Source organism: Streptomyces sp. NPDC090106 (assembly GCF_044747265.1).
Taxonomy (GTDB): Bacteria; Actinomycetota; Actinomycetes; order Streptomycetales; family Streptomycetaceae; genus Streptomyces.
Window position 1 is genome coordinate 122,070 of the sequence record NZ_JBIVDS010000017.1, and the last position, 22,403, is coordinate 144,472.

The window sequence follows — 22,403 nt, forward strand, 5'->3', positions numbered from 1 at the left end:
CCTTCCGAGGAAGGCTCTCTGTGAGCGAATCAGCACGTGCCGATGCCACCCCGGTCCTGCCCCCGGCGACCTCCTTCGCGGAACTGGGCCTGCCGACCGAGGTGCTGCGCGTGCTCGGCGAGCACGGTGTGACGGTGCCCTTCCCCGTCCAGGCGGCGGCCCTGCCGAACGCGCTCGCGGGCCGGGACGTCCTGGGCCGCGGCCGTACCGGCTCCGGCAAGACCCTCGCCTTCGGCCTCGGGATGCTCGCCCGTACCGCGGGACGGCGCGCGCAGCCCAAGGAGCCGCTGGCCCTCGTGCTCGTGCCCACCCGGGAGCTCGCGCAGCAGGTCGGCGAGGCGCTCACCCCGTACGCCGAGGCGCTGCGGCTGCGGCTCGCCACCGTGGTGGGCGGTGTGTCCGTCGGACGGCAGGCCGCCGCGCTGCGGGACGGCGCCGAGATCGTCGTCGCCACCCCCGGCCGTCTGCACGACCTCGTCGAACGCAAGGGCTGCCGACTGGGCCGGGTCCGCATCACGGTGCTGGACGAGGCCGACCAGATGTGCGACATGGGGTTCCTGCCGCAGGTCACCGAGCTCCTCGACCAGGTCCGCCCCGACGGGCAGCGGATGCTGTTCTCCGCGACGCTCGACCGCGACGTCGACCAGCTCGTCCAGGACTACCTGCGCGATCCCGCGGTCCACTCCGTCGACCCGTCCTCCAGCGCGGTCACCGAGATCGAGCACCACGTCTTCGTCGTGCACGGTCCGGACCGGTACGCCGTGACGACGGAGATCGCCGCCCGGGACGGCCGCGTCCTGCTGTTCCTGGACACCAAGCACGGCGTCGACCTCCTCACCCGGCATCTGCGGGCCAACGGCGTGCACGCCGCCGCCCTGCACAGCGGGAAGGCCCAGCCGCAGCGCACCCGGACCCTGGCCCAGTTCAAGGACGGGCAGATCACCGCGCTGGTCGCGACGAACGTCGCCGCACGCGGCCTGCACGTCGAGGACCTCGACCTGGTGGTCAACGTCGACCCGGCCACCGACCCCAAGGACTATCTGCACCGGGCCGGCCGCACCGCCCGCGCGGGCCGCTCCGGCACCGTCGTGACCCTCGCCCTGTCCGGCCAGCGCCGCGAGACGAGCCAGGTGCTGGCGGACGCCGGTGTCGCCCCCAAGGTCACCAAAGTGCGGTCGGGCGAGGCGGAGTTGAGCCGGATCACGGGTGCCAGGGTCCCGTCCGGCAAGCCGCTCGACTCCGCTTCCGCCGCGTCCCGCCCCAAGAACCACAACGCCCCGTTCCGCGGTCTGGGCAGCACCAAGGACACGACGAAGAGCGGTTCCGGTTCAGGGGCCGGGTCCGGTTCCGGTTCCGGCGGCAGGTCCTCCCGCAAGAGCAGCGAGGCCGCCAAGCTCGCCGAGGCCCGCAGGGCGGCGCGGGTGCGGCGCGGGGGCTGAGCCCGGCGTCACGCGCCGCGCGGGGGACGGTCACCGGCCGGGTCGTGCCCCGATGCCCTGGGCCAGCAGGCTCTCGGCCGTCTCCGTGATCGTGTCTTCGATGGGCCGGGCCCGCCAGCCCAGCAGACGTTCCGCCTTGGCGGAGGTCGCGTCGAGGTCCCGGCCCAACTGGTGCCGGAGCAGGCGCAGTTCCGGGTTGACGGCGCCCAGCGCGCGGGCCAGCCACACGGGCAGCTCACGGGTCGGGGCCTGTGCCGCGCGCTCGCCGAGGCGCTCGCGCAGCACACGGGCGATCTCCACGACGCGCAGGCTGTGCCCGGCGACCGCGAGGAACCGTTCACCGGCGGCGGCCGGGTCCGTCATCGCGCGCAGATGCAGATCCGCGACGTCACGGACGTCGACGAAGCCCATGCCGAACGGAGGGCACGCCGGGACCCGTCCTTCCAGCATGCGGCGCACGAGCCGCAGCGACGGCGGGTCGTCCGGCCCGAGCAGCGGACCGAGCACCCCGACCGGGTGGACCGCCGCCAGCTCCATGCCGTCGCCCTCCTCCGCGACGAACCGCCAGGCGGCGCGCTCGGCGAGCGTCTTGGAGCGCTGGTAGGGCGGGATGTCGGCGTCGACGTCGGTCCAGTCCTCCTCGGTGAACGGCGTCGCACGCGGCGGATGCCCGATCCCGACGGCACCGAAGGCGCTCGTCAGGACGGTCCGCCGTACTGTGGCGTCCCGGGCGGCGCGCAGCACCCGCAGCACACCCTCCCGGGCCGGGACGACCAGCTCGTCGTCGTGCGCCGGTGTGTGCCGCAGCGTCGGCGAGGCGACGTGCAGGACGTGGTCGCAGCCGGCGACGGCGTCGTCCCAGCCCTCGTCGTGTTCGAGGTCGGCGCGCACGACCGTGAGCCGGTCGTCGTCGAACGAGGCGGCGGCGTGGAGCCAGGAGCGCAGGTCCCGCTCGCGCCCGAGGTCACGCACCGTGGTGCGCACGGTGTGCCCGGCGTCGAGCAGCGCCAGGACGCACCGGCTCCCGATGAAACCGGTGCCTCCGGTGACCAGTACGCGTGCCATCTCCGTCTCCCGGGATCGGTCGGTGGGTGGGGTGGATGCGATGGGGTTCACGCGAGGGCCATTCCGGGCACCCGCCGGCGGACGGCTTCCATCTCGGCCTCGTCGGAGACGCCCTGCCAGTCGTGGCGCGGCGTGTAAGGGGCCTCCAGGGCGCGTACGTCGTCGTCCGTGAGGTCGAGGTCGAGGGAGGCCACGGCCTCGTCGATCTGCCGGGTCGAACCGGCGCCGACCAGGGGTGCCGTGACGACCGGCTGGCGGCGCAGCCAGGCGAGCGCGACCTGCGCGCGGCTGACCCCGTGGGCGTCGGCGACCTGTCCGACCGCGTCGACGATCGCCCGGTCGGACGCCTCGACGTCGCGTGAGTACAGCTGGTCCGCGTAGGCGCCGTCCGTCTCCGAGCGCACCGTCGAGCGGGCGTCGTCCCAGGTGCGGGCGAGGCGGCCCCGGGCCAGCGGCGACCAGACGACGGTGCCGACGCCCTCGTCCAGACAGAGCGGGATCATCTCGCGCTCCTCCTCGCGGGCGAGGAGGTTGTAGTGGTCCTGCATGGACACGAACCGGGCCCAGCCGTGCTGCTTCTGGAGGTGCAGGGCCTTGGCGAACTCCCACGCGTGCATGGAGGAGGCGCCGAGGTAGCGGACCTTGCCGGACCTCACGACGTCGTTGAGCGCCTCCAGCGTCTCCTCCCACGGCGTGTCGTGGTCGTTGCGGTGGATCTGGTAGAGGTCGATGTGGTCGGTGCCGAGGCGGCGCAGCGAGTGCTCGACCTCGGTCATGACCGCCTTGCGGGACAGTCCCCGCCCGTTGGCTCCCGGCCGCATCGGATGGCGCAGCTTCGTCGCGACGACGACGGCGTCGCGGTCGGCGAAGTCCTTCAGGGCCCGGCCGAGGATCTCCTCGCTGGAGCCGTTCGAGTACATGTTCGCGGTGTCGAAGAAGTTGATGCCCGCTTCCAGCGCGTGCCGGATGAGCGGCCGGGCCTCCTCCTCGCCCTTGGACCAGACGGGGTGCCCGCGGTCGGGCTCGCCGTACGTCATCGCGCCGACCGCGATCGGTGACACGTCCATGCCGGTGGTGCCCAGCTTGATGTAGCGCATGATGCCCCTCTAAACTAAGTGGAGAGCTCTCCGGATAACGTAGTGGAGAGTTCTCCGCTTAGCAAGCCGAGTCGGCAAGGTGAGGTCCTGTGGTTCGTTCAGACGCTCGGGAGAACCGGGCGCGCATCCTCGTGGCGGCCCGCGAGGCGTTCACCGAGAACAGCGGCGCCTCCATGAACCAGGTCGCCCTGCGCGCGGGTGTCGGGGCGGGCACCCTGTACCGCAACTTCCCGACCCGTGAGGCGCTGGTCCTCGCCGTCTACGAGGACGAGGTCGCCCGTATCACCGGCGCCGTGCCCGACCTGCTGGCCCAGCTGGCGCCGCTCGAAGCGCTCCGCGTCTGGACGACCGACCTGGTCGAGGCCATGCGCCAGAAGCACGGCCTCGGCGACGCGCTCAGCGCCGGCGCGCACCAGGCCATCGCCGAGCAGAGCTACGGCCCCGTCATCGCGGCCCTCACCCTGCTCTTCGACGCGGGCAAGGCGGACGGCACCCTCCGCGAGGACGCCGACCCCGGCGACTTCCTCCAGCTCACCGGCGCCCTGTGGCGGGCCGCACCGGGCCCCGGTGACCGGGCGCCGCGGATGCTGGGTCTGATCCTCGACGGGCTGCGCGCACGGCCGTAGACACGCGGGGGAAACGGAAGTGCCCGCGGCGCCGGATGATCCGGGGCCACGGGCACTCGTGGAGGCTGGTCCCAACTCCGTCGGAGCCGGGCCTGATTCAGCCGGAGCGGGCGCTGATTCAGCTGGAGGTGGGGAAGTTGAAGCCCGCGGCCACCTGCTGGCGGGGCTCGGGCCAGCGGGTCGTGACCACCTTCGGACGGGTGTAGAAGCGGATGCCCTCGGGGCCGTGGATGGGGTTGTCGCCGATGAGCGAGTCCTTCCAGCCGCCGAAGGAGTAGTACGACATCGGCACCGGGACCGGCACGTTGATGCCGATCATGCCGACGTGGATACGGCGCTGGAAGCGGCGGGCCGCCTCGCCGGAGCCGGTGAACAGGGCGGTGCCGTTGCCGTACGGGTTGGCGTTGATCAGGTCGATCGCCTCGTCCAGGGTGTCCACGCGGACGACCGCGAGGACCGGGCCGAACAGCTCCTCCTTGTACGCCTCCATCTCGGTGGTGACGTGGTCGAGGAGGGACGGGCCGGTGAAGAAGCCGTCCTCGTGCCCCTCGACCTTCAGGCCGCGGCCGTCGACGACGACGGTGGCACCCTGCGTCTGGGCGACGCCGACCGCGTTCTCCACCCGCTCCTGGGCGGCCTTGGTGACGAGGGGGCCCATCTCGACGCCGGCCTCGTCGCCGGGGCCGACCTTCACCTCGTGGGCCTTGCGGGTGAGGATCTCCACCAGCTGGTCGGCGGCCTCCCCGACGGCGACGGCGACGGAGACGGCCATGCAGCGCTCACCGGCCGAGCCGTACGCGCCGGCGGTGATGTGGTTGGCGGCGAACTCCAGGTCCGCGTCCGGCAGGACGACCGCGTGGTTCTTCGCGCCACCGAGCGCCTGCACCCGCTTGCCGTGCGAAGTCGCCTGCTCGTGGACGTACTTGGCGATGGGGGTGGAGCCGACGAAGGAGACGGCCTCGATGCCCGGGTGGGTCAGGAGGGCGTCCACCGCGTCCTTGCCGCCGTGGACCACGTTGAACACGCCGTCCGGGAGACCGGCCTTGCGGTACAGCTCGGCGACGAAGTTCGCGGCCGACGGGTCGCGCTCGGACGGCTTGAGGATGAAGGTGTTGCCGGTCGCGATGGCGATCGGGTGCATCCACAGCGGCACCATGGCCGGGAAGTTGAACGGGGTGATGCCCGCGACCACACCGAGCGGCTGGCGGAAGTTGTGCACGTCCACGCCGCGCGAGACCTGGTCGGAGAAGGATCCCTTCAGCACGTCGCCCAGACCGCAGGCGAACTCCACGACCTCACGGCCGCGGGTGATCTCGCCGCGGGCGTCGTCCACGGTCTTGCCGTGCTCGGCGGAGATGATCCGGCCCAGCTCCTCCTCGTGCTCGACCAGGAGCTGACGGAAGGCGAACATGACCTGCGTGCGCTGGGAGAGCGAGGAGTCCGCCCACGTCTCGAACGCGGCGCTCGCGGCCTGCACGGCGGCGTCGACCTCCGGGCCGCCGCCGAGGACGACCCGGGCCTGCTCGGCGCCGGTGGCGGGGTTGTAGACGGCCTGGGTGCTCTCGCCGGTGACCTCAGTGCCGTTGATCCAGTGCGGGATGGTGTTCACGGTTCGCGGTTTCCTTACAGGTAGTGGCGCTGGGCCTGCTTGTGGGCGGCATAGGTCTCGTAGGCGCTCCGGGTCGAGTCGAGCGCGGAGACCTCGCTGACGGGGACGTCCCACCAGGCGTGACCGGGCGGGTTGGGGCCGTAGAGGTCGGTCTCCACGTGCACGACGGTCGTCCTGGACGCGGTCTTGGCCTTCTCCATCGCGACGCGGAACTCGTCCACGGAGGAGGCGTGCAGGACGTCCGCGCCGAGGCTCGCCGCGTTCGCCGCCAGGTCGACGGGCAGCACATCGCCGTCGAGCTGGCCCGAACCGTCGTCGCGGAAGCGGTACTTGGTGCCGAACCGCTGCGAGCCGAGCGACTCGGAGAGCGAACCGATGGAGGCGAAGCCGTGGTTCTGGACGAGGACGATGATGACCTTCAGGCCCTCCGAGACCATGGTGACGATCTCCTGAGCCATCATCAGGTAGGAGCCGTCGCCGACGAGGACGACGACCTCGCGCGACGGGTCGGCCATCTTCGCGCCGACACCGGCCGCCACCTCGTAGCCCATGCAGGAGTAGGCGTACTCGACGTGGTAGGCCTTCGGGTCCCGGGCCCGCCACAGCTGCTGGAGGTCGCCCGGCATGGAACCGGCGGCGTTGATGACCACCGCGCGGTCGTCGAGCACGTCGTTGAGGGCCCCGAGGATCTGCGTCTGGGCGGGCAGTTCACCGGTGTTGCGGTCCGGGGCGAAGCACGTCTCCTCGATCTCCCGTGTACGGGCGATGAGTTCACGGGTGTGCGTCCGGTACTCCGGCGCGACCTCCCAGCCGTCCAGCGCGCCGGCCAGGGCCTCGATCCCGAGCCGGGCGTCGGCGACGATCGGTTCGGCGGAGTGCTTGACGGCGTCCAGGCGGGCGACGTTGAGGTTGACGAAGGTGACGTCGGGGTTGCCGAAGACGGTGTGGCTGGCGGTCGTGAAGTCGGAGTACCGGGTGCCGATGCCGAGCACCACGTCGGCCTCGCGCGCCAGTTCGTTGGCCGCGTACGCGCCGGTGGAGCCGAGGCCGCCGACCGCGTAGGGGTGGTCCCACGGCACCGCGCCCTTGCCCGCGTGCGTGTCCGCCACCGGGATGCCGGTCGCCTCGGAGAACGCGCGCAGGGCGGTCTCGGCACCGGAGTAGACCGTGCCGCCACCGGCGACCAGGAGGGGCTTCCTGGCGTTCTTCAGCAGGGCGGCGGCCCGCCGGACGGCGGCTGCCTCCGGCACCGGGCGGCCCACGTGCCAGACCCGGCGCCGGAAGAACGAGGTGGGCCAGTCGTACGCCTCGGCCTGCACGTCCTGGGGGAGGGCGAGGGTCACGGCGCCGGTCTCGACCGGGTCGGTGAGGACCCGCATCGCGGCCAGCGCGGCCGGGATCAGCTGCTCGGGGCGCTGGACGCGGTCGAAGTACTTCGACACGGACCGGAACGCGTCGTTGACGGTGACGTCCCCGGCCCGGGTGTCCTCCAGCTGCTGCAGGACCGGGTCGGCGGCGCGCGTGGCGAACATGTCCGAGGGGAGCAGCAGCACCGGGATGCGGTTGGTGGTGGCCAGCGCCGCGCCCGTGATCATGTTCGTCGAACCCGGGCCGGTGGAGGCCGAGCAGGCGAAGGTGGCGAGCCGGTCGCGCATCTTCGCGTAGGCCACCGACGCGTGCACCATGCCCTGTTCGTTGCGGGCCAGGAAGTACGGCAGATCGGCCTCGCCGGTCACGGACGCCTGGAGGAGCGCCTGGCCGAGGCCGGCGACGTTGCCGTGACCGAAGATGCCCCAGACACCGGGGATCAGACGCTGCTCCTGGCCGTCGCGCTCGCTGTACTGGGCGGCGAGGAAACGCACCAGGGCCTGCGCGGTGGTCAGTCGGACGGTGCTCATGAGGTCTCTCCGAAGGGCAGGCGGTCGTCCACGTCCTGGGTGTCCCAGGTGGCGCGGACCCAGCCGTGGGCGGGGTCGTCGCAGATCAGCCAGGCCCGGTCCTGACCGGGGCCCGCCATGACGTTGAGGTAGTACAGGTCGTAGCCCGGCGCCGCGACGGAGGGGCCGTGCCAGCCGTGCGGGATCAGCACGGCGTCTCCGGAACGCACCTCCGCCAGTACGTCCAGGGGGCGTTCGGGGGTGCCGTAGACGCGCTGGTAGGCGAACGCGTCGTCCCCGCCGGCGATGCGGAAGTAGTAGATCTCCTCCAGCTCCGACTCCACCGGGTTCCCGTCGGCGTCGGTCCGTGCCTCGTCGTGCTTGTGCGGCGGGTAGGAGGACCAGTTGCCTCCCGGGGTCAACACCTCGCACACGAGGAGCTGTTCGGCGTCGAAGGTGCCCGGGAGGCAGTAGTTGTTGACCTGCCGTGAGCAGGCCCCCGCGCCGCGCAGTTCGACGGGCACGTCCTGCTTGGGCCCGTACCGAGCCGGATGACCTCCCTGCTCGGTACGGGCGGAGGGCAGCGCGAACGTCCCGCCGTCCGCACTGCTGATCAGAGCCTCCGACGCGCGGGGGAGATACGCGAAGTCGGTGGCCGAGGCGAACACGTCGGTCCGCCCTTCGAGTTCGAAGGTGCTGCCGTCCGTGGTGACGGTGCAGGATCCCGTCAGCGGCAGGACCAGGAACTCGGAGTCCTCGGTGGACAGGGCGTGCGCCTGTCCCGGTGCCAGGGTGAGGATCCTGAGGCCGGAGTGGCCCCAGCCCGCCGATTCCGGCGTCACGACCAGGTCGTAGTCGCCGTCCCCTGAAGTCCCGTTCGGGAGGTGGTACTTGTGCGAGGAGGTCACAGCAGGCTCACCGCCTTGTCGACGGCCCCGGCGACGTCGCCGCCCGCGGGGTAGAGCAGTGAACGGCCCACGACCAGTCCCTGCGCGGTCGGTTGGCGCAGCGCCCTGCCCCAGGAGGCGAAGGCGGCCTCGGCGTCCTTGACCTCGCCGCCCAGCAGGAGCGCGGGCAGCGTCGAGGAGGCCAGCACCCGTTCCATCTCGGGCACCACCGGCAGCTTCAGCCAGGTGTAGGCGGTGCGGCGGCCCAGCGCGGAGGCGATGGTGACCGACTTGATGACCGCGTCGGGTGTCAGGTCGTTGCGGATCCTGCCGTTCTCCCACACCGACAGGAACGGCTCGATCATCGCGATCAGCCGGCGGTCGTTGAGCTCGTTGACCGCCTTCGCCGTCTCGACCAGGGCGGCCGGGGTGGCCGGGTCGTCCAGGGCGATACGGGTCAGCGTCTTGCCGCCGTCGAAGCCCATCGCGGCGATGGTCTCGGCGTCGTAGCCGGTGAACCGGTCGTCGATCTCGAACACCGAGCCCGCGAGGCCGGCCCGGTTCATCGACCCGAACACCGACTTGCCGTCCAGGACGCCGAGCAGGAGCAGGTCCTCCAGGATGTCGGCGGTGCCCAGCACGCCCGTCACTCCGGGGCGCTCCAGGGCGACGCAGAGCCGGTCCAGCAGCTCCGAGCGGTCCGCCATCGCGTTCGGGTCGCCGCCCACGCCGTTGGCGCCCCGTGCGGGGTGGTCGGCGGCGATGATCATGGCCTTGCCGTGCTCGCCCAGCAGCGAGGCCGCCTTCACCCGGCGATCGGCCGCCGCCTCGATCGCGCCGGGGTCGTTCACCCGGGCGTGGACGATCCGGTCGAGCTTCTCAGACACTCTGGGTCACCTCGTCGAGCTTGGCGGTGGCGTCGTTCTCGGCGGTGGCGCGGGTCTCGGCGGTGCCGCCGGTCTCGGCGTTGACGTCGTTCTCGGCGGTGGCGTCGTTCTCGCCGGTGGCGCCGAGCCTGGCGTCGACTTCGTCCTCGGTCGGCATCGCGTCCGAGCAGGAGAGGCGGCCGGCGACGATCGACCCCGCGACGTTCGCGAAGGACACCGCGCGGCGCACGTCCCAGCCCGACAGCAGCCCGTGGCACAGGGCGCCGCCGAAGGCGTCGCCGGCGCCGAGGCCGTTGACCACGTCCACGAACACCGGCGGGATCTCCGCGATCTCGCCCGAGCGGTCCATGGCGAGGACCCCCTTGGGGCCCTGCTTGACCACGGCCAGCTCCACACCGGCCGCCAGCAGCGCCTCCGCCGCCGCGACCGGCTCCCGGACGCCGGTCGCGACCTCGCACTCGTCGAGGTTGCCGACCGCCACCGTCGTATGGGCCAGCGCCTCGGCGTAGAACGCGCGCGCCTGCTCCGGGTCGGACCAGAACATCGGCCGCCAGTCCAGGTCGAAGACCGTCGTCCCGGCCTTGGCCCGGTGCCGCAGGGCCGCCAGTGTCGCCGAGCGGCTCGGCTCCTCGCTCAGCCCGGTCCCGGTGACCCAGAAGACCTTCGCCCCGCGCACGGCGTCCAGGTCCAGCTCCTCCGGACGGATGTCCAGGTCGGGGGCTTTGGGGAGACGGTAGAAGTAGAGGGGGAAGTCGTCCGGCGGGAAGATCTCGCAGAACGTCACCGGCGTCGGCGCGATGTCGGACGTGCCGACGAACCGGGTGTCCACGCCGTAGCCGTCGAGCGCGGTGCGTACGAAGTCCCCGAACGGGTCCCGCCCCGTCTTCGTGACGACGGCCGCCGACCGCCCGTAGCGGGCCGCGGCCACCGCCACGTTGGTCGGGCTGCCGCCCAGGTACTTGCCGAACGAGGTGACCTCGGCCAGCCCCACCCCGGTCTGGAGCGGATAGACATCCACCCCGACCCGGCCCATGGTCAGGACATCGAACGACATCGCGTGGGGTTCCCTTCGCTCGGCGGCGTGCGTGTCTGTGCGCTCGCGCTTCGGGACAAGAGTATGTCAGGACATTAGGATGTCAACACCGTCGCGGGGTTTGGTGGGGAACGCGATGCCGGCCTGCTCGAAGAACGGCGCGAAGGGACGGCGCGAAGGGACGACGCGAAGGAACGGCGCGAAGGTACGGCTCGAACGATCGGTCGCGCACGTGGCTTCCGGCAGGAACAGTTGATCACCAGTGCCGACGAGCGGGTCACGGCGGGGCGGGTGTCAGTGTCCGTACTCGCTGTCGATGCGCTCGCGTGTCAGGTCACGCGCCTCGCTCCAGCCATCCGGTCGCAGCGCTTCCCGTACGGACCGCGGGGTCCTCTTGTGGCGCGCGACGGCCGACCGGACGCTGTCCTCGGCGTCCGCCGCCGAGTCCGGCGGCAGGCCGGGAGTCGGCTTGCGTTACCGCGGGGTCGGGGTCGGTCGCCGGCACCCTTCCGCTTCACGTGCGGTGCACGCCCGGTCGGGCTGCGAGCGGCGAACACGTCCGCGGTCCTCTTCTCCGACGAAGGGGGAACGGCAGGGGTTCGGCCGGGACGGGCGAGGTCACCGGGTCGGCCCCGTACCTCCGTCGAGTGCCAGGGGCTGACGTGCCGCGTCAGAATCGGCCGGTGCAGCCGAGACAGATCCGCTTCGACTCCCAGTCCGCCCGCGACGTGAGGTAGACGCCCATCTCGCGGTGATCCCAAGCTCCGAACAGCAGCCCGCCCGCCGCCACGGCCAATCCGAGCAGCCAGGAACCGGACACCAGCAGGGCGATTCCGCCGATGAGTGCCAGCGCGGCGATCCACGCTCGCGAATCGACCTTCGCCGGCGGTGCGTACGTCTTCTTGAGCGGCGAATCCGACGCCAGCGACAGCCAGTAGTGCGACAGTTGCTGAACGTTCGTCGAACCGCATTTGTCGGAGGGGCAGGCCAGCATCGTCAACTCCCGTGCGTGTGGCGGTGGTTGACGGAAGATTGCGGCCCGTCGCGCGGGGCGGCAATGGCTACCCGCCGGTCTGTGACGCGGGTCACCGGGCGTAGGAAACGGGCTTCCCAGCCGCAACAGGAGAGGCGCCCGCGTCACCGGACGACTACGCGGAGAGCAACGCCAAGGCCCCTGTGACGCCTCGGCCTGTCCCGGTCACGAGACGTCGTCGATTCTCCCCGGCTGGTCGGGCTTGGGTGTGCGGACGACGATGGGCGGGATGGGGCGGCTGCCGGGGATGTTGATCCGGATGCGGGTCGTCAGGGAGGTGTCCCGGGTGGGTGGCGGCTGCTTGTCGGACTGGGTTCTGCGTTCGTTGGCGCAGAACATGCAGGTGCAGTCGGCGAACGGGGACTGCGGGTGCGCGGGCGCCGGTGCGTCGGTGTGGGTGGCCAGACTGTCGGCGTCCTGGGGTGTGGCCGGGGTGGTGGTCGCGGTGGGCCAGGGGCGTGGGACGCGCTGGGGCAGGGGCGGCGGGACGGTGGGGACGCGGAGGCCCAGCGGCAGGGTGGGAGTGTCCTCGGTGGCGGCGGCCGGGGGCGGTGGGGCGCAGGTGGTGCAGAGCTGGGGGATCCAGCCGCTGCGGTCGTCGTACCCGAAGGAGGGGCGTCGGCACTGCGGGCAGGCGAGGTCTCCGCTGCGCTGCGCCTGGTCGACCAGGAGCTCGCGGGTCATGCGAGTGGACGATTCTGCATCCGCGTCGCCGGGCTGGGGGATGTGGACCAGGAGCTTCAGCCCGGGTTCCTTGCGGGCCGACGACTCCAGTTCGCTCATCAGCTGCTGCAGGTCGCGCGGGGTGGCACGGTCGTGGATCGTCAGACGCGGGTCCGGACCCGCGGGCTTCTTGCGCATACGGGTGCTGCGCCGGTCGGCGTCGGCACGGTCCCAGGCCTTCGTCCACTCCGGGAGATCCGCCTTGCGGACGTTGCAGGCTTCGGCGAAGGCGGCCACGAAGGTTCTGCTGGGCGTGGACTGGCGGTTGAGGACCTTCCCCACGGTGCTGTGGGGGAGCCGGCCCACCCCGCCGACGCGGGCGTCGAGGCTGCGCAGCGGCGGGCTGCCTTCGTCGTGGTAGAGGTCGACGATGACGGAGTGCAGGTCGGCGAAGTCCTTCACGACGCTGATGTGGACGCCGCCGCGGTGTCCGCCGCTGACGGCGCTCTGGGCGCGGGCGGCGTCACGACGGGCCTGCTTCCACAGCCGTTCCGCGTCCTTCGGGCTGAGGTTGCAGGCCCGCGCGTAGGCGATGACGACGGCGGGGTTCTGCGGGACGCTGTGGCCCGATGAGGCGCGCGCGAGAGTGTCCGCACTGAACTGGGTGCGGGCGGCGAGCTGGTCGTACGTCAACCCGGCTTTCGTACGGCCGGCGCGCAGCCAAGTGGCCAGTGCGTGCAAGGACTTGCTGCACTGGGCAATCGGCTTCTCGCGGCGCCCCATCGGTCGGTCAGATCTCCGTCGCCCGCGCTGTGCCCGTCTCGCGTGCGCGGAGCCGCAGGAGCAGCCCGGTGCCGCAGGAGACGGCCTCGGTGATCAGGAGGATCACGCCCGCGGTCGGCAGGCCTGCGGCGGCCAGCACGGCGGCCACGACGATGATGACGATGAGAACGCCGGCTTCGGGCGTGGTGAGCGGCCGTGGTGGGCCGCAGAACGGGTTGTTCACGGATCTTTCTCCAACTCTTGCTGTACTGCGGGCTAACTGACGGATGGTGCAAGGCGGTTGCCGCCGCCTTTCATGGCAAGTGATGTTGCAGCATCCGGGCCTTGAGCACTAACCCCTTGAAGTCCATAGCCGCGAATCCGTCCCTGTGGTGGTCTTGGCCGAACTCGCTCCGCGTCATGCAGAAGGCGCAGGTCAGGTTCTCTTTGGCCGGATGATTTCCGCTTCCGTGTCCCGGTCTGGCGCACCCCGTAATGTGACGGAGAGTGATTTCCCGCATGCCTGTCTCACCCCTCCCTGCGTCTTTCGGACATAGCCTGACCTGCTTCTGTGCCAGGTCAGGCCGTGAATGAGGATCGGCTTTCCCGCGCGGGCGTCCCGCTGTTGACCTCGCGGCGGGCATGCCCGATCTTTAGTCGTGCAGTCGCCGGACGCGGTCACCGCACCGGCGAGGCTCTCCGAAGTACTGCGGGCAATCCAGTCACCCGGAGACGGAGCAGGACTCGTTGCCGCGATGCCTGCCGTGGTCCTGGCGCCGCATGGCGGCGCCAGGACCAGCATTTTTGCGCGGCCGTCGGACCGGCATTCGTCGCGGCGCTCGAACCGGCATCCGTCGCGGCCCTCGGCGTGAGGGGGCCGTCCGTCCGTCGTCTGATCCTGGCCTTCTTTCTCCTAACACGTGACCAGAGCCGCCCAGTGAGCGGCGAGCGCGGGGATCGGCTGCGGCACCGGACCGAGTGCCCCCGCACAGGGCGTACGCAGGTCGTCCAGGGCGTCCCTGAGGGCGTCCTCGCACACACCCGGTCTCGATGCCGGCAGCCGGTACTGCACGGCCGAGGCCGACTCCGGCGGGCGCGCGGGCAGGGCGGCGTGATGCTCCACGGGCGTGTAGGTGTTCCAGCCCAGTGTGTTGAGGCGCTGGATCTGCCCGGCCCAGTGGGCGGCGTCGCGCATCTCTCCCCGGCGCAGATGCAGCAGATACACGCACAGGGCGGCGGTGACACTGCCGGCCCCGGCGGCGTAGTGCCACCAGAACTGCGCCCCCTCCTCCTCGTCGGCCAGGTAGAGCAGGCCGGCGAAGGTGAGGGCCCCGTCCGGGGCGCGGTCCCGCTCGAAGGCGGAGATGTGCCCGGATGCCTCACGGTGCTGGACGGTGCCCCGGCACAGCAGCCGCAGATCGTGGGCGGCCTGCTCGTGCAGCGCGGCCGAGGGCGTGTGCGGGCAGCCCGCCGGGGCGGTGCTCAGGAACTGCACCCAGCGCAGCTCGTGCAGCTGCCCGGCCAGGGTGCGCCGGGACTGCTCGAGGTCGGCGTCGGTGTACTCGCCCTGGAAGACGCGGGCACGGCGCAAGGCCTCGTCGATGCTGCGCGGGGTGCGGTTCACAGGTTCCTCACTCCTTGTCCGCCTCGGGGGCGTCGTCGGTGCGGTACCCCATGGCGGACGCCATGCGGATCTTCGCCGTGCGGTGGGTGGAGCGGACCGTCGCCTCGTTGATGCCCATGATCAAGGCGGTGTCCCTGGTCGTGAACGCGAGCGCGTCCCGCAGCACGAGGACGTCGAACTGCCGCTCGCTCAGGCGCACCATGTGGCTGTAGACGCCGAGTCCTTCCTCGAGTTCGGTGAACTCGTCGCCGTGTTCGGCGTGGAAGGAGGTCCTGAACGATTCCAGCAGCGGCGCCGTGGCCGCCCGGATGGCGCGGGCGAAGGCCAGGTTCTCGGTGATCGCCGGGCTGCGGCCCTGGGCCTCCAACTCGCCGTGCACCCGCTGTTTGAACAGGGCCCAGGCATGCGAGCCGCGGTCGGCCATCAGCCGCAGCCGGGGCCAGATGACGGCCAGATAGAGGAACGTGGCGTCCACCAGCCGGCGAGCCGCGGCCGGATCCCCGAGATGGATACGGCTGTACTCCAGGAACGCCCGGTCGTACCGGTCCTGGAACGCCCCGAAGTCGGGTGGAACCCAGGGCGAACGGCAGTCGGTGGCGGGTCCTGCCGGGTCGGGGTGAGGAGTGCTCACCGGTGGCCTCCTTCGTCCAGCGAGGCCGTGTCGGGGGATGCGGGGAACGTCGAGGACATGAGGGACATGGGGGATGTGGGGGACACGTGCTGCTGTTCGGCCAGCGCCAGGGCGCCGAGCCGTACTCCGGCACCGAGAAGGCGCCGCACTAGGAACCACACGTCGGGCGCGAACGAGCGCGCCGCGGCGGCGAGGGCCAGCACGAAGCCGGCGTCGACGTAGTTCACAGTGGCTGTCTTCCTTCGTTTCAGGCGGTGTTGTGACCGCACCGTCCCCCGTTCGGGCGGGCAGACACCTTGAGCACCGTTGCTCTGCGAAACAGACAAGCCTATGAGCCCAGTGATTCGTGCAGACCTCTCAGCACATCGTTCTAACGGAAGGTAACTTTCCGCCCGCGTGTAACAGGGGGCGCTTTTCGCAAGCGCACAGCGCCACACTTCGCCACCCCGCGCGCCTTTTGGCGCCACCCTGACGAGCTGCCGGTTTCACGGAAACGTGCGGAAAGGGGGCAGATTTGCGCGAACATGAAATTGCACGTTCAATTTCAGCATGTGTCGCAGATCACTCTGAGGTTGAGTGGGTGGCAGCGAGGGGTGCCTGACGGGTAGTCACGCTTGGCGGCGGGCACTTCGTGCGCCGCCGGAAGAGGTGGCAGGAGAACCTCCCGCAGAACTGCCGGTGGAACCGGAAGAAGCCGAGCTTCTGGGTGAGTGGGTGATTGGGTGAATGGCTCACCAGCAGGTGCTTCGTGTGCTGGTGGTGCGTGCACGCATGTCTCTGACCGGCGCGAACGTAAGCCGGGTGGGGCGGTCTTGGAAGCTGGTCCGCGTCGGGTCTGCGTCTGGTCCGGATCTGTGACTTTGGCGACGGCGGTGCTGCGGGAAGACCTGAGGGCGTCCGGTGCCGGGGGCTGGTGCGCTCAAGCCGGGCCCCGCACCGTCGAAAGCCGGTCCGGGGCCGGTGAGGAGATCGGTGCACAGCTGATCGCCCTGCATCCGACGCTGCCCCGCTGGATCGGGAGCTGCGCAGTCACTGCTTCGTCCGCGATACCTCACCTGCACGAAAGGTCAGTCTCTCGATGCGCGTTCTTCTCCCGGCGCGGGCGCGGTCCAACACCACGGGAAATGCAGCTCGGTAGCGAAAAGCTGCTCCGGCATCGTCGGATAGGCCGGAGTCGAACCTCGCCTTCAGCCAGGCCAGGAGTGACCCGGACACGTAGAACGCGAGGGGAAGAAGTACCGCGCCCAGACACATGGCCTGCCAACTGCTCAGCCCGAGGTCGGGAGTCATCGGAGTCGCGCGTTCCCGGCCCCTGTCGGCGACATCTGCCGCGCGCTCAGCCACCGTGCCCAGCAGGCCGCACAGTAACGTGACCACGACTGCCCACACCGCTGACAGGTTGAGTCGTAAGCAGGTCACTGCCCGTGCGACATGGGTGGCGATGGTGCCCGGGCTTCTGCCCATGTCCCGGGCTACCTCTTGCTGCGTGTGGCCCATCGCCTTCGTTGCCCACACGGCAGTCCGCTGCTGAGGCGGCAGCTCGCGGAGAGCCTGGTGCAGCGAGATTTGGTGAGCGACCATGTCGCTGAAGTCCGCAAGCGCCGGCTCGCCGGCGGACATGCCGTCGAGCCGGCGCGCTGGTTCCCAGCGGGCTGATGAGCCGTACCGCCTCGCCTCCGACTCGACTTCGCGGCGGATCACCGCGTACAGGTAGGCGCGTGGGTCGTCGGCAACGCGAGGCGCGCGGAGCACGTTGGAGAACGCGTTGTGCACGACATCCTCGGCCTCGAGCCGTGAAGCCGGGATCCTCGCGTCCGACAGCAACCGGCGTGCCTTGCCCGTCATCTCCCCGTGGAACTCCGCGTACACGGAGTTCCACGTCTCCACGGATACGACTCTCCCCTCAGCCATCGACCCTCCCGCGCTCGCGCGTCTCGCAGGCGTGCGACTCGGTTGCGCTCTGCGCGCGGATCACCTCGGCCCTCCCGCTGGCCCTGTTCCGATAGGCCACGCTGTCGATCAACTTCCCGAGACTGGGAGCGATGATCACGATCAGGAACAGCACTGCGCCGGCGACATCCACCGAGCACCTCCTCCACTCTGCGGCCTCCAGCGCCTCGCGGTTGAAGCAAACGGGCCGTACAACACTGGAGAGGGAGCAGCGGCAGATTCTCTTGACACACCCAGCAGAGCGCTTCAGCGCAAGTTCAGGTCCCGCGTTCGCGAGGTCCTGGTCCTGGGGGCGGCCAGGGCCCGCGCGGCGAGTCGGGCCGGCCGGCTCCGAGCTCGTGCGGCGGGTTGCCTGGAGGTCAACCTTCCCTCCAGGCAACCGAGTTCATCCCCTAGAAGAAGCCGAGCTTCTGCGGTGAGTAGCTCACCAGCAGGTTCTTCGTCTGTCGGTGGTACATGAATCCGATGCCTGCTGACCTGCAGAAATGAAGCTCGAGACTGTTATTGGTTGGGCGTTGGTCCGTCAATGGTCCGGATCTTGGTCTGACTGAATGAGGCTCTCTCGGCGGAGCTCGGCGTCCCTCGCTCGTATCCGGTAGCGTCCGCGCACGGGTGTGGCTCGTCTGGGGGTGGAGGGGGGCAGGGGACACGGTGGCACCGCGGTCGGGAGGCGAGACGGACAAGTTCGGCAACCGCTACGAGGGAGCCTGGACGGTCAGGCATGCCCTGTACGTACTGATGGGTTCGGGTACGTCGCTCTGCGTCGAGCCGGGTGGGCTGCTGGGCGACGGGGTCGAGTTCGTCTACCGGCATGACCACGCGACGGAGGTGCACCAGGTCAAGCGCCAAAACCGCAATGCGAACAGTTGGAATGTGGCCTCCCTCCGCAGCAAGGGGGTGTGGGAGAGCTTGCGTTCGCACGTCGATGCAGGTCGGGCGTTCCACTTTGTCTCCGTAGTCCCCGCCCGTGTGCTTGACGAGCTCACTGACCGCGCCCGTCGCTCCGACGATCTCGCCTCGTTCGAAGCTGAGTGGCTGACGGACGAACTCCGGGGCGCCTTTGACGCCCTCGCTTCGAGTGGCATCTACGGCTCGACCGCGACGGCCTGGCGGATGCTGAGAGGGCTGCGGATGGAGTGGCACGACGAACGGGACCTCGTGCACACCAACGCCATCCTGGCCGAACAGGTCCTGGCCGGAGCGCCGGGTCGGCTGGCGGCGCTCGCCCTCGGCCAAGTGCTGATGGACAACCTGGGAACCACACTTGACGCCGAGACTCTCACCTTCCGCCTCGGGGCCTACGGACTGCGGGCTGCCGTACGGGCTGACGCTCTCGCGGTGTCCGACGCCGTGCGGACGGTGACGCGGCGGTGGGCGGCAAGTGTCCAACGTACGCTGCTCTGGCCCACGATCCCGAGGGAAGAAACCGACTGCGTCGCGACGGAGGTCAGGGAGGGCCCTCGGCGGCTCATCCTGCCCACCGGAACGGCGGGCGGTGGGAAGAGTGCCGTGCTGCATCAGACCGTCGCCGCCCTGGTGGAGGCGGCCACTCCGGTTCTTGCCTTCCGGCTCGACCGCCTGGAACCCTTCGGCTCGACCCATGAACTGGGACAGCGTGTCGGACTGCCCATATCCCCGGTCGGCGCTCTCGGTGCCGTAGCGGACGGGCGGCCCTGCGTCCTTGTCGTGGACCAACTCGACGCCGTGAGCATGGCATCGGGGCGCATCCCGGAAACCTTCGACGCGGTGGCCGACTTGGTCGACGAGGCTGCGGCACATCCCGGCATGCGGGTGGTCCTGGCCTGCCGCGCGTTCGACGTCGAGGCCGACGCCCGAATCCGTAGGCTCACAGCCCCGGACCGCTGTACGCGCGTCTCGGTCGGGTCGCTCTCCGATGCACAGGTCGACAGCGCGGTCACCGAATTGGGCCTGGACGCTTCCCGACTGGCCGCGCCGCAACGAGCGTTACTGCGCTCACCGCTGCATCTCGTCCTCCTCGCCCAGGTCAGCAACCAGGAGGAGGCGCTTTGCCTCCACAGCACTCGAAAGCTCTTTGACGCCTTCTGGGACACCAAAGAGGAGGCGTGCGCCCGCCGTCCGTCCGTGCGTTTCCACGACGCGGTCTCGGCTGTCGTCTCCGTCATGAGTGCGCGCCAGCGGCTGTCCGTGCCCCACAGCGTGTTCGACACCGACGCCCTCGCAGCCAGCAGGAAGGTCCTGGAGTCGGAACACATCTGTGTGCGCGACGGTCGCCAACTGGCTTTCTTCCATGAGAGCTTCTTCGATTACGCCTTCGCCCGTGATTGGCTTCGGCGCGAAGAGAGCCTCGTTGTTTTCCTCACCGCAGGTGAACAGGAGTTGTTCCGCCGCGGACAGCTCCGGCAGGTGTTCGAACACCTGCGGGATCTCGACCCGAAACGCTTCGCTGTAGAGGTCGAGGCACTGCTGACCAGCCCGGACATTCGATATCACCTCAAGCACCTGACACTTGCGGTGCTGCGCGGCTTGGATGCTCCCACCGGCACTGAGTGGGGTGTCGTGGCCCGTGTGCTGGCCACACGCCCGCCCTTCCGTGACCGCCTCGTCGACTTGCTCGGCACGCCCGCCTGGTTCCGCCGTGGAGACGACGAAGGGGTCTTCGAGCGCTGGCTCGACAGCGCCGACGTGAGGGAACAAGGCTGGGCGGTGGGGCTGTTGGCGGCGGTTGCCGAGGCTTTGCCCGACCGAGTGGCCCGCCTCCTGGAACCGCATACGGCCGACCCCAGGTACGGTTCGTGGCTGATCAAGATTGTGCCCCGTGCGAGCCTCGTCGGCAGTCGAGCGCTCTTCGACTCCCTGCTCGACGGCGTGCGAGAAGGTGTTTTCACCGGTCTCGAACACGCCCTCTGGTTTCCGGCGAGCGACTTGGCGGCGGTAGAACCCACCTGGGTGGTCGAGTTGCTGGGCGCACTGTTGACCGAGCGCCCCGACGCCCTCCGGCTCGACGACCAAGGCAGGGTGGCTATCCTGGTCAACCGGGACTACGCGATGCTCCAGGCGGTTACCGCCGCCGCGGTCGGCGCACCGGAGGAGTTCTGCGCCCGGATGCTGCCGGTCCTCCTGGCCGCTATGTGTCTGACCGCGTACCCGGTACAGGCAGGATGGCCCATCAATGACCGCCACTTCTCACACCGCCATCGCGACGACGATCCAGGCGACCTGGGGGACGCCTTGCTGCAGGGCGCGGCCGAAGCTCTGCGGATGACAGCGGGCCGGGACGCGGCGCGAGCGCGTCAGCTTGTGGACGGTCTGGTGAGCGAGCCGTACGAGGCAGCACAGTGGCTCCTGTACCAGGCGTTGGCCGCGGGGGGACCCGACCTCGCCCCATGGGCCGCCGACATTCTCCTCCAGGGTGGACACCGTCTGCTGTCCGGCTATGCCGACAACGTCGTGTGGGGCGCCCGTGAGGTCCTCAGCGCCATCGGTGGCGCTCTGCCGGACCCTACGGTCGCGCAGTTGGAGCAGTACCTGTTCCAACTGCGCCTCCCCCCGGACGAGGAGCTGTCCCCCTGGCATGAGTTCACTCTGCTGACGGCGCTGCCCGAAGAGCGGCTTTCCGAGCGTGCGAGGCGCCGACTCGGAGAACTCAGCCGACTCCACGGCGACCGACGGGAACCGGACGAACCGGAGGGGATGACTGGTGGGTTCGTAGGTTCGCCGATCCCGGTGGACGCGGCCCAGCGCATGAGTGACGACCAGTGGCTCAAGGCCATGAGGAAACACAGCCGGGACCGAGTCGACTGGGCAACGCATACCGGCGGCGCGCGCGAACTTTCACACGTGCTGCGGAGCATGACGGCGGCGGACCCCCGTCGGTTCGTGAGGCTTGCTCAGCGTGTCGACGTCGGCACGCATCCGGCCTACGGTGTTTCGCTGCTCCTCGGCTTGGGCGAGGCTGAGCAATACGACGATCCTGAGGCCGTCTTCGCGGCGGTGCGGCATTTCGCCGGCAGGGGTTTGTCGTCGCAAGACCGGTGGCTCGGGCACGCCCTGCAGAAGTACCTCGACCACGTGCCGCTGGACCTGGTCGAGACGCTTCTCGGTCGCGCTCTCAACTCGGGTGATCCGAGCGACGCCGACCGTCCTCACGGCGCGGACAAGGGTGATGTGACGCGCGACCTGCTCAACGCCGGAATCAACAGCGTACGGGGCACCGCGGCGAAAAGTCTGGGCGATCTGCTCGTCCACGACGCCGACGGATCCCGCGCCACCTTGATCGTCCCCCACCTGGGAAGATTGGCGGCCGATCCCTCCCTTGACGTTCGCGCATGCGTGGCCCATGTGCTGCGTGCCGCGATCCGTCACGACCGCCCCGCGGCGGCCGATGCCTTCGCGGTGTTGGTCCAGGCTCCCGACCATTTGCTGGCGTCACCTTATGTTTCCCGCCTCGCCGTTGCCTTGATGCACGGGGACCCGGCGGCGGCCGGGCCGCTGACAGAACGCATGCTGCACTCCGCGGCGGCCCCGGTACGCCGGGTCGGTGGCCAGGTCGCCGCGCTTGCCGCGATGGAATGGGAGATGCCTGGCCCGCTGGCTGAGGTACTTGCCGGGAACGACATGGCACAACGGCAGGGAGCCGCAGCCGTATGCGCTCAGCGACTGCTCAACACCGGCGACGCTGCCTTCGCTCATCGCGCACTCGTCCGGTTTTTCCACGATCCGGAGGAGGATGTGCGGGAAGCCGCCGCGACAGTGGCCGCCGCTCTGCGCGGTCGGCGTCTGGGGTCTTACAAGCGGACACTGACCGCATTGATTGACTCCCGCGCTTTCGAGGCCGCCCTGCCTCAGCTGCTGATCACGCTCGAACGCGCTCCGGACCGGGTCGACCAACTGGTTCTGGCGTGCGTGCGGCGCTTCGTCGCGGTACTCGCAGCCGCTTCAGGCGACCTCACCCGCAGTGCGTCGGCCGACGCCCGCCACATCGGCCGCCTGCTGGTCCGTGCGTATGTCCAGGCCACTTCTCCTGCACACCGGTCCGAGATTCTCGATCTGCTCGACCAGTTGCTGCTCTCCGGGTCCTACGGCGTGGCCGCGGCGATCACCGACTCCGACCGGGGCTGAAGGGGCCGGCCCTTTCCCGTTCCCGGCCCGCGGATGCCTCCGTCGTGCGCCGTGGCGCGCCCCGGCGTGCGTCCGGCGCGCTCGGGGACGGAGGCGAAAACGACCGCTGCCGGGGCGACC

18 protein-coding genes are annotated in these 22,403 nt (G+C 70.2%); 3 read left to right on the plus strand and 15 right to left on the minus strand.

The window, feature by feature from the left end; genetic code table 11:
* The first annotated feature begins 20 nt into the window (after positions 1–20).
* Positions 21–1,439: a DEAD/DEAH box helicase gene (locus ACIPSE_RS40295; protein WP_401673321.1), complete on the plus strand. Its 1,419-nt coding sequence runs from the start codon at positions 21–23 to the stop codon at positions 1,437–1,439.
* A gap of 30 nt (positions 1,440–1,469) precedes the next feature.
* Here the strand turns inward: ACIPSE_RS40295 and ACIPSE_RS40300 are convergent, their stop codons facing one another.
* Positions 1,470–2,504 carry an SDR family oxidoreductase gene (locus tag ACIPSE_RS40300; RefSeq protein WP_401673323.1) on the minus strand — a complete coding sequence of 345 codons (1,035 nt, stop codon included), beginning with the start codon at positions 2,502–2,504 and terminating at the stop codon, positions 1,470–1,472.
* Positions 2,505–2,551: 47 nt separating this feature from the next.
* Positions 2,552–3,601: an aldo/keto reductase gene (locus ACIPSE_RS40305; protein WP_401673325.1), complete on the minus strand. Its 1,050-nt coding sequence runs from the start codon at positions 3,599–3,601 to the stop codon at positions 2,552–2,554.
* 89 nt (positions 3,602–3,690) lie between these two features.
* On the opposite strand from ACIPSE_RS40305, the gene ACIPSE_RS40310 reads away from it, so the two are divergent.
* Positions 3,691–4,227, plus strand: a complete 537-nt coding sequence (locus ACIPSE_RS40310; RefSeq protein WP_401673327.1) for a TetR/AcrR family transcriptional regulator — start codon at positions 3,691–3,693, stop codon at positions 4,225–4,227.
* A gap of 118 nt (positions 4,228–4,345) precedes the next feature.
* Here ACIPSE_RS40310 and ACIPSE_RS40315 read toward each other — a convergent pair whose 3' ends face one another.
* The 13 genes from ACIPSE_RS40315 to ACIPSE_RS40375 all read right to left on the minus strand — a co-directional run bounded on the left by ACIPSE_RS40315 (position 4,346) and on the right by ACIPSE_RS40375 (position 17,316).
* Positions 4,346–5,836 carry a CoA-acylating methylmalonate-semialdehyde dehydrogenase gene (locus tag ACIPSE_RS40315; protein WP_401673329.1) on the minus strand — a complete coding sequence of 497 codons (1,491 nt, stop codon included), beginning with the start codon at positions 5,834–5,836 and terminating at the stop codon, positions 4,346–4,348.
* 14 nt (positions 5,837–5,850) lie between these two features.
* Positions 5,851–7,734 carry a 3D-(3,5/4)-trihydroxycyclohexane-1,2-dione acylhydrolase (decyclizing) gene (iolD, locus tag ACIPSE_RS40320; protein WP_401673331.1) on the minus strand — a complete coding sequence of 628 codons (1,884 nt, stop codon included), beginning with the start codon at positions 7,732–7,734 and terminating at the stop codon, positions 5,851–5,853.
* The gene (gene iolB, locus ACIPSE_RS40325; protein WP_401673333.1) at positions 7,731–8,621 is read right to left on the minus strand and encodes a 5-deoxy-glucuronate isomerase; all 891 of its coding nucleotides are present in this window, start codon (positions 8,619–8,621) and stop codon (positions 7,731–7,733) included. The genes iolD and iolB overlap by 4 nt, the downstream gene beginning before the upstream one ends.
* The gene (locus ACIPSE_RS40330; protein ID WP_401673340.1) at positions 8,618–9,487 is read right to left on the minus strand and encodes an aldolase; all 870 of its coding nucleotides are present in this window, start codon (positions 9,485–9,487) and stop codon (positions 8,618–8,620) included. The genes iolB and ACIPSE_RS40330 overlap by 4 nt, the downstream gene beginning before the upstream one ends.
* Positions 9,480–10,541, minus strand: coding sequence for a 5-dehydro-2-deoxygluconokinase (gene iolC, locus ACIPSE_RS40335; protein WP_401673342.1), 1,062 nt, complete (start codon positions 10,539–10,541; stop codon positions 9,480–9,482). Before iolC ends, ACIPSE_RS40330 begins: the two co-directional genes overlap by 8 nt.
* Before the next feature lie 649 nt (positions 10,542–11,190).
* Complete coding sequence (locus ACIPSE_RS40340; RefSeq protein WP_401673345.1) at positions 11,191–11,520, minus strand: hypothetical protein; 330 nt, start codon at positions 11,518–11,520, stop codon at positions 11,191–11,193.
* A gap of 198 nt (positions 11,521–11,718) precedes the next feature.
* A complete protein-coding gene (locus ACIPSE_RS40345) occupies positions 11,719–12,999 on the minus strand; it encodes a helix-turn-helix domain-containing protein (RefSeq protein WP_401673347.1) in 1,281 nt (426 codons plus the stop codon).
* 7 nt (positions 13,000–13,006) lie between these two features.
* On the minus strand, positions 13,007–13,222 hold the full coding sequence (locus ACIPSE_RS40350; protein WP_401673349.1) for a hypothetical protein: 216 nt from the start codon (positions 13,220–13,222) through the stop codon (positions 13,007–13,009).
* A 669-nt stretch (positions 13,223–13,891) separates the two neighbouring features.
* The gene (locus ACIPSE_RS40355; protein ID WP_401673351.1) at positions 13,892–14,602 is read right to left on the minus strand and encodes a hypothetical protein; all 711 of its coding nucleotides are present in this window, start codon (positions 14,600–14,602) and stop codon (positions 13,892–13,894) included.
* A gap of 7 nt (positions 14,603–14,609) precedes the next feature.
* The gene (locus ACIPSE_RS40360) at positions 14,610–15,233 is read right to left on the minus strand and encodes a sigma-70 family RNA polymerase sigma factor (protein WP_401673354.1); all 624 of its coding nucleotides are present in this window, start codon (positions 15,231–15,233) and stop codon (positions 14,610–14,612) included.
* Entirely contained in the window at positions 15,230–15,460 is a 231-nt protein-coding gene (locus tag ACIPSE_RS40365; RefSeq protein ID WP_401673356.1) for a hypothetical protein, read from the minus strand. Before ACIPSE_RS40365 ends, ACIPSE_RS40360 begins: the two co-directional genes overlap by 4 nt.
* An 802-nt stretch (positions 15,461–16,262) precedes the next feature.
* Positions 16,263–17,120: a sigma-70 family RNA polymerase sigma factor gene (locus tag ACIPSE_RS40370; protein ID WP_401673359.1), complete on the minus strand. Its 858-nt coding sequence runs from the start codon at positions 17,118–17,120 to the stop codon at positions 16,263–16,265.
* A gap of 16 nt (positions 17,121–17,136) precedes the next feature.
* Positions 17,137–17,316 (minus strand): hypothetical protein, encoded by a 180-nt coding sequence (locus tag ACIPSE_RS40375; protein ID WP_401673362.1) that lies wholly within the window; start codon positions 17,314–17,316, stop codon positions 17,137–17,139.
* 518 nt (positions 17,317–17,834) lie between these two features.
* On the opposite strand from ACIPSE_RS40375, the gene ACIPSE_RS40380 reads away from it, so the two are divergent.
* Entirely contained in the window at positions 17,835–22,283 is a 4,449-nt protein-coding gene (locus tag ACIPSE_RS40380) for a hypothetical protein (RefSeq protein WP_401673364.1), read from the plus strand.
* Positions 22,284–22,403: the final 120 nt, after the last annotated feature.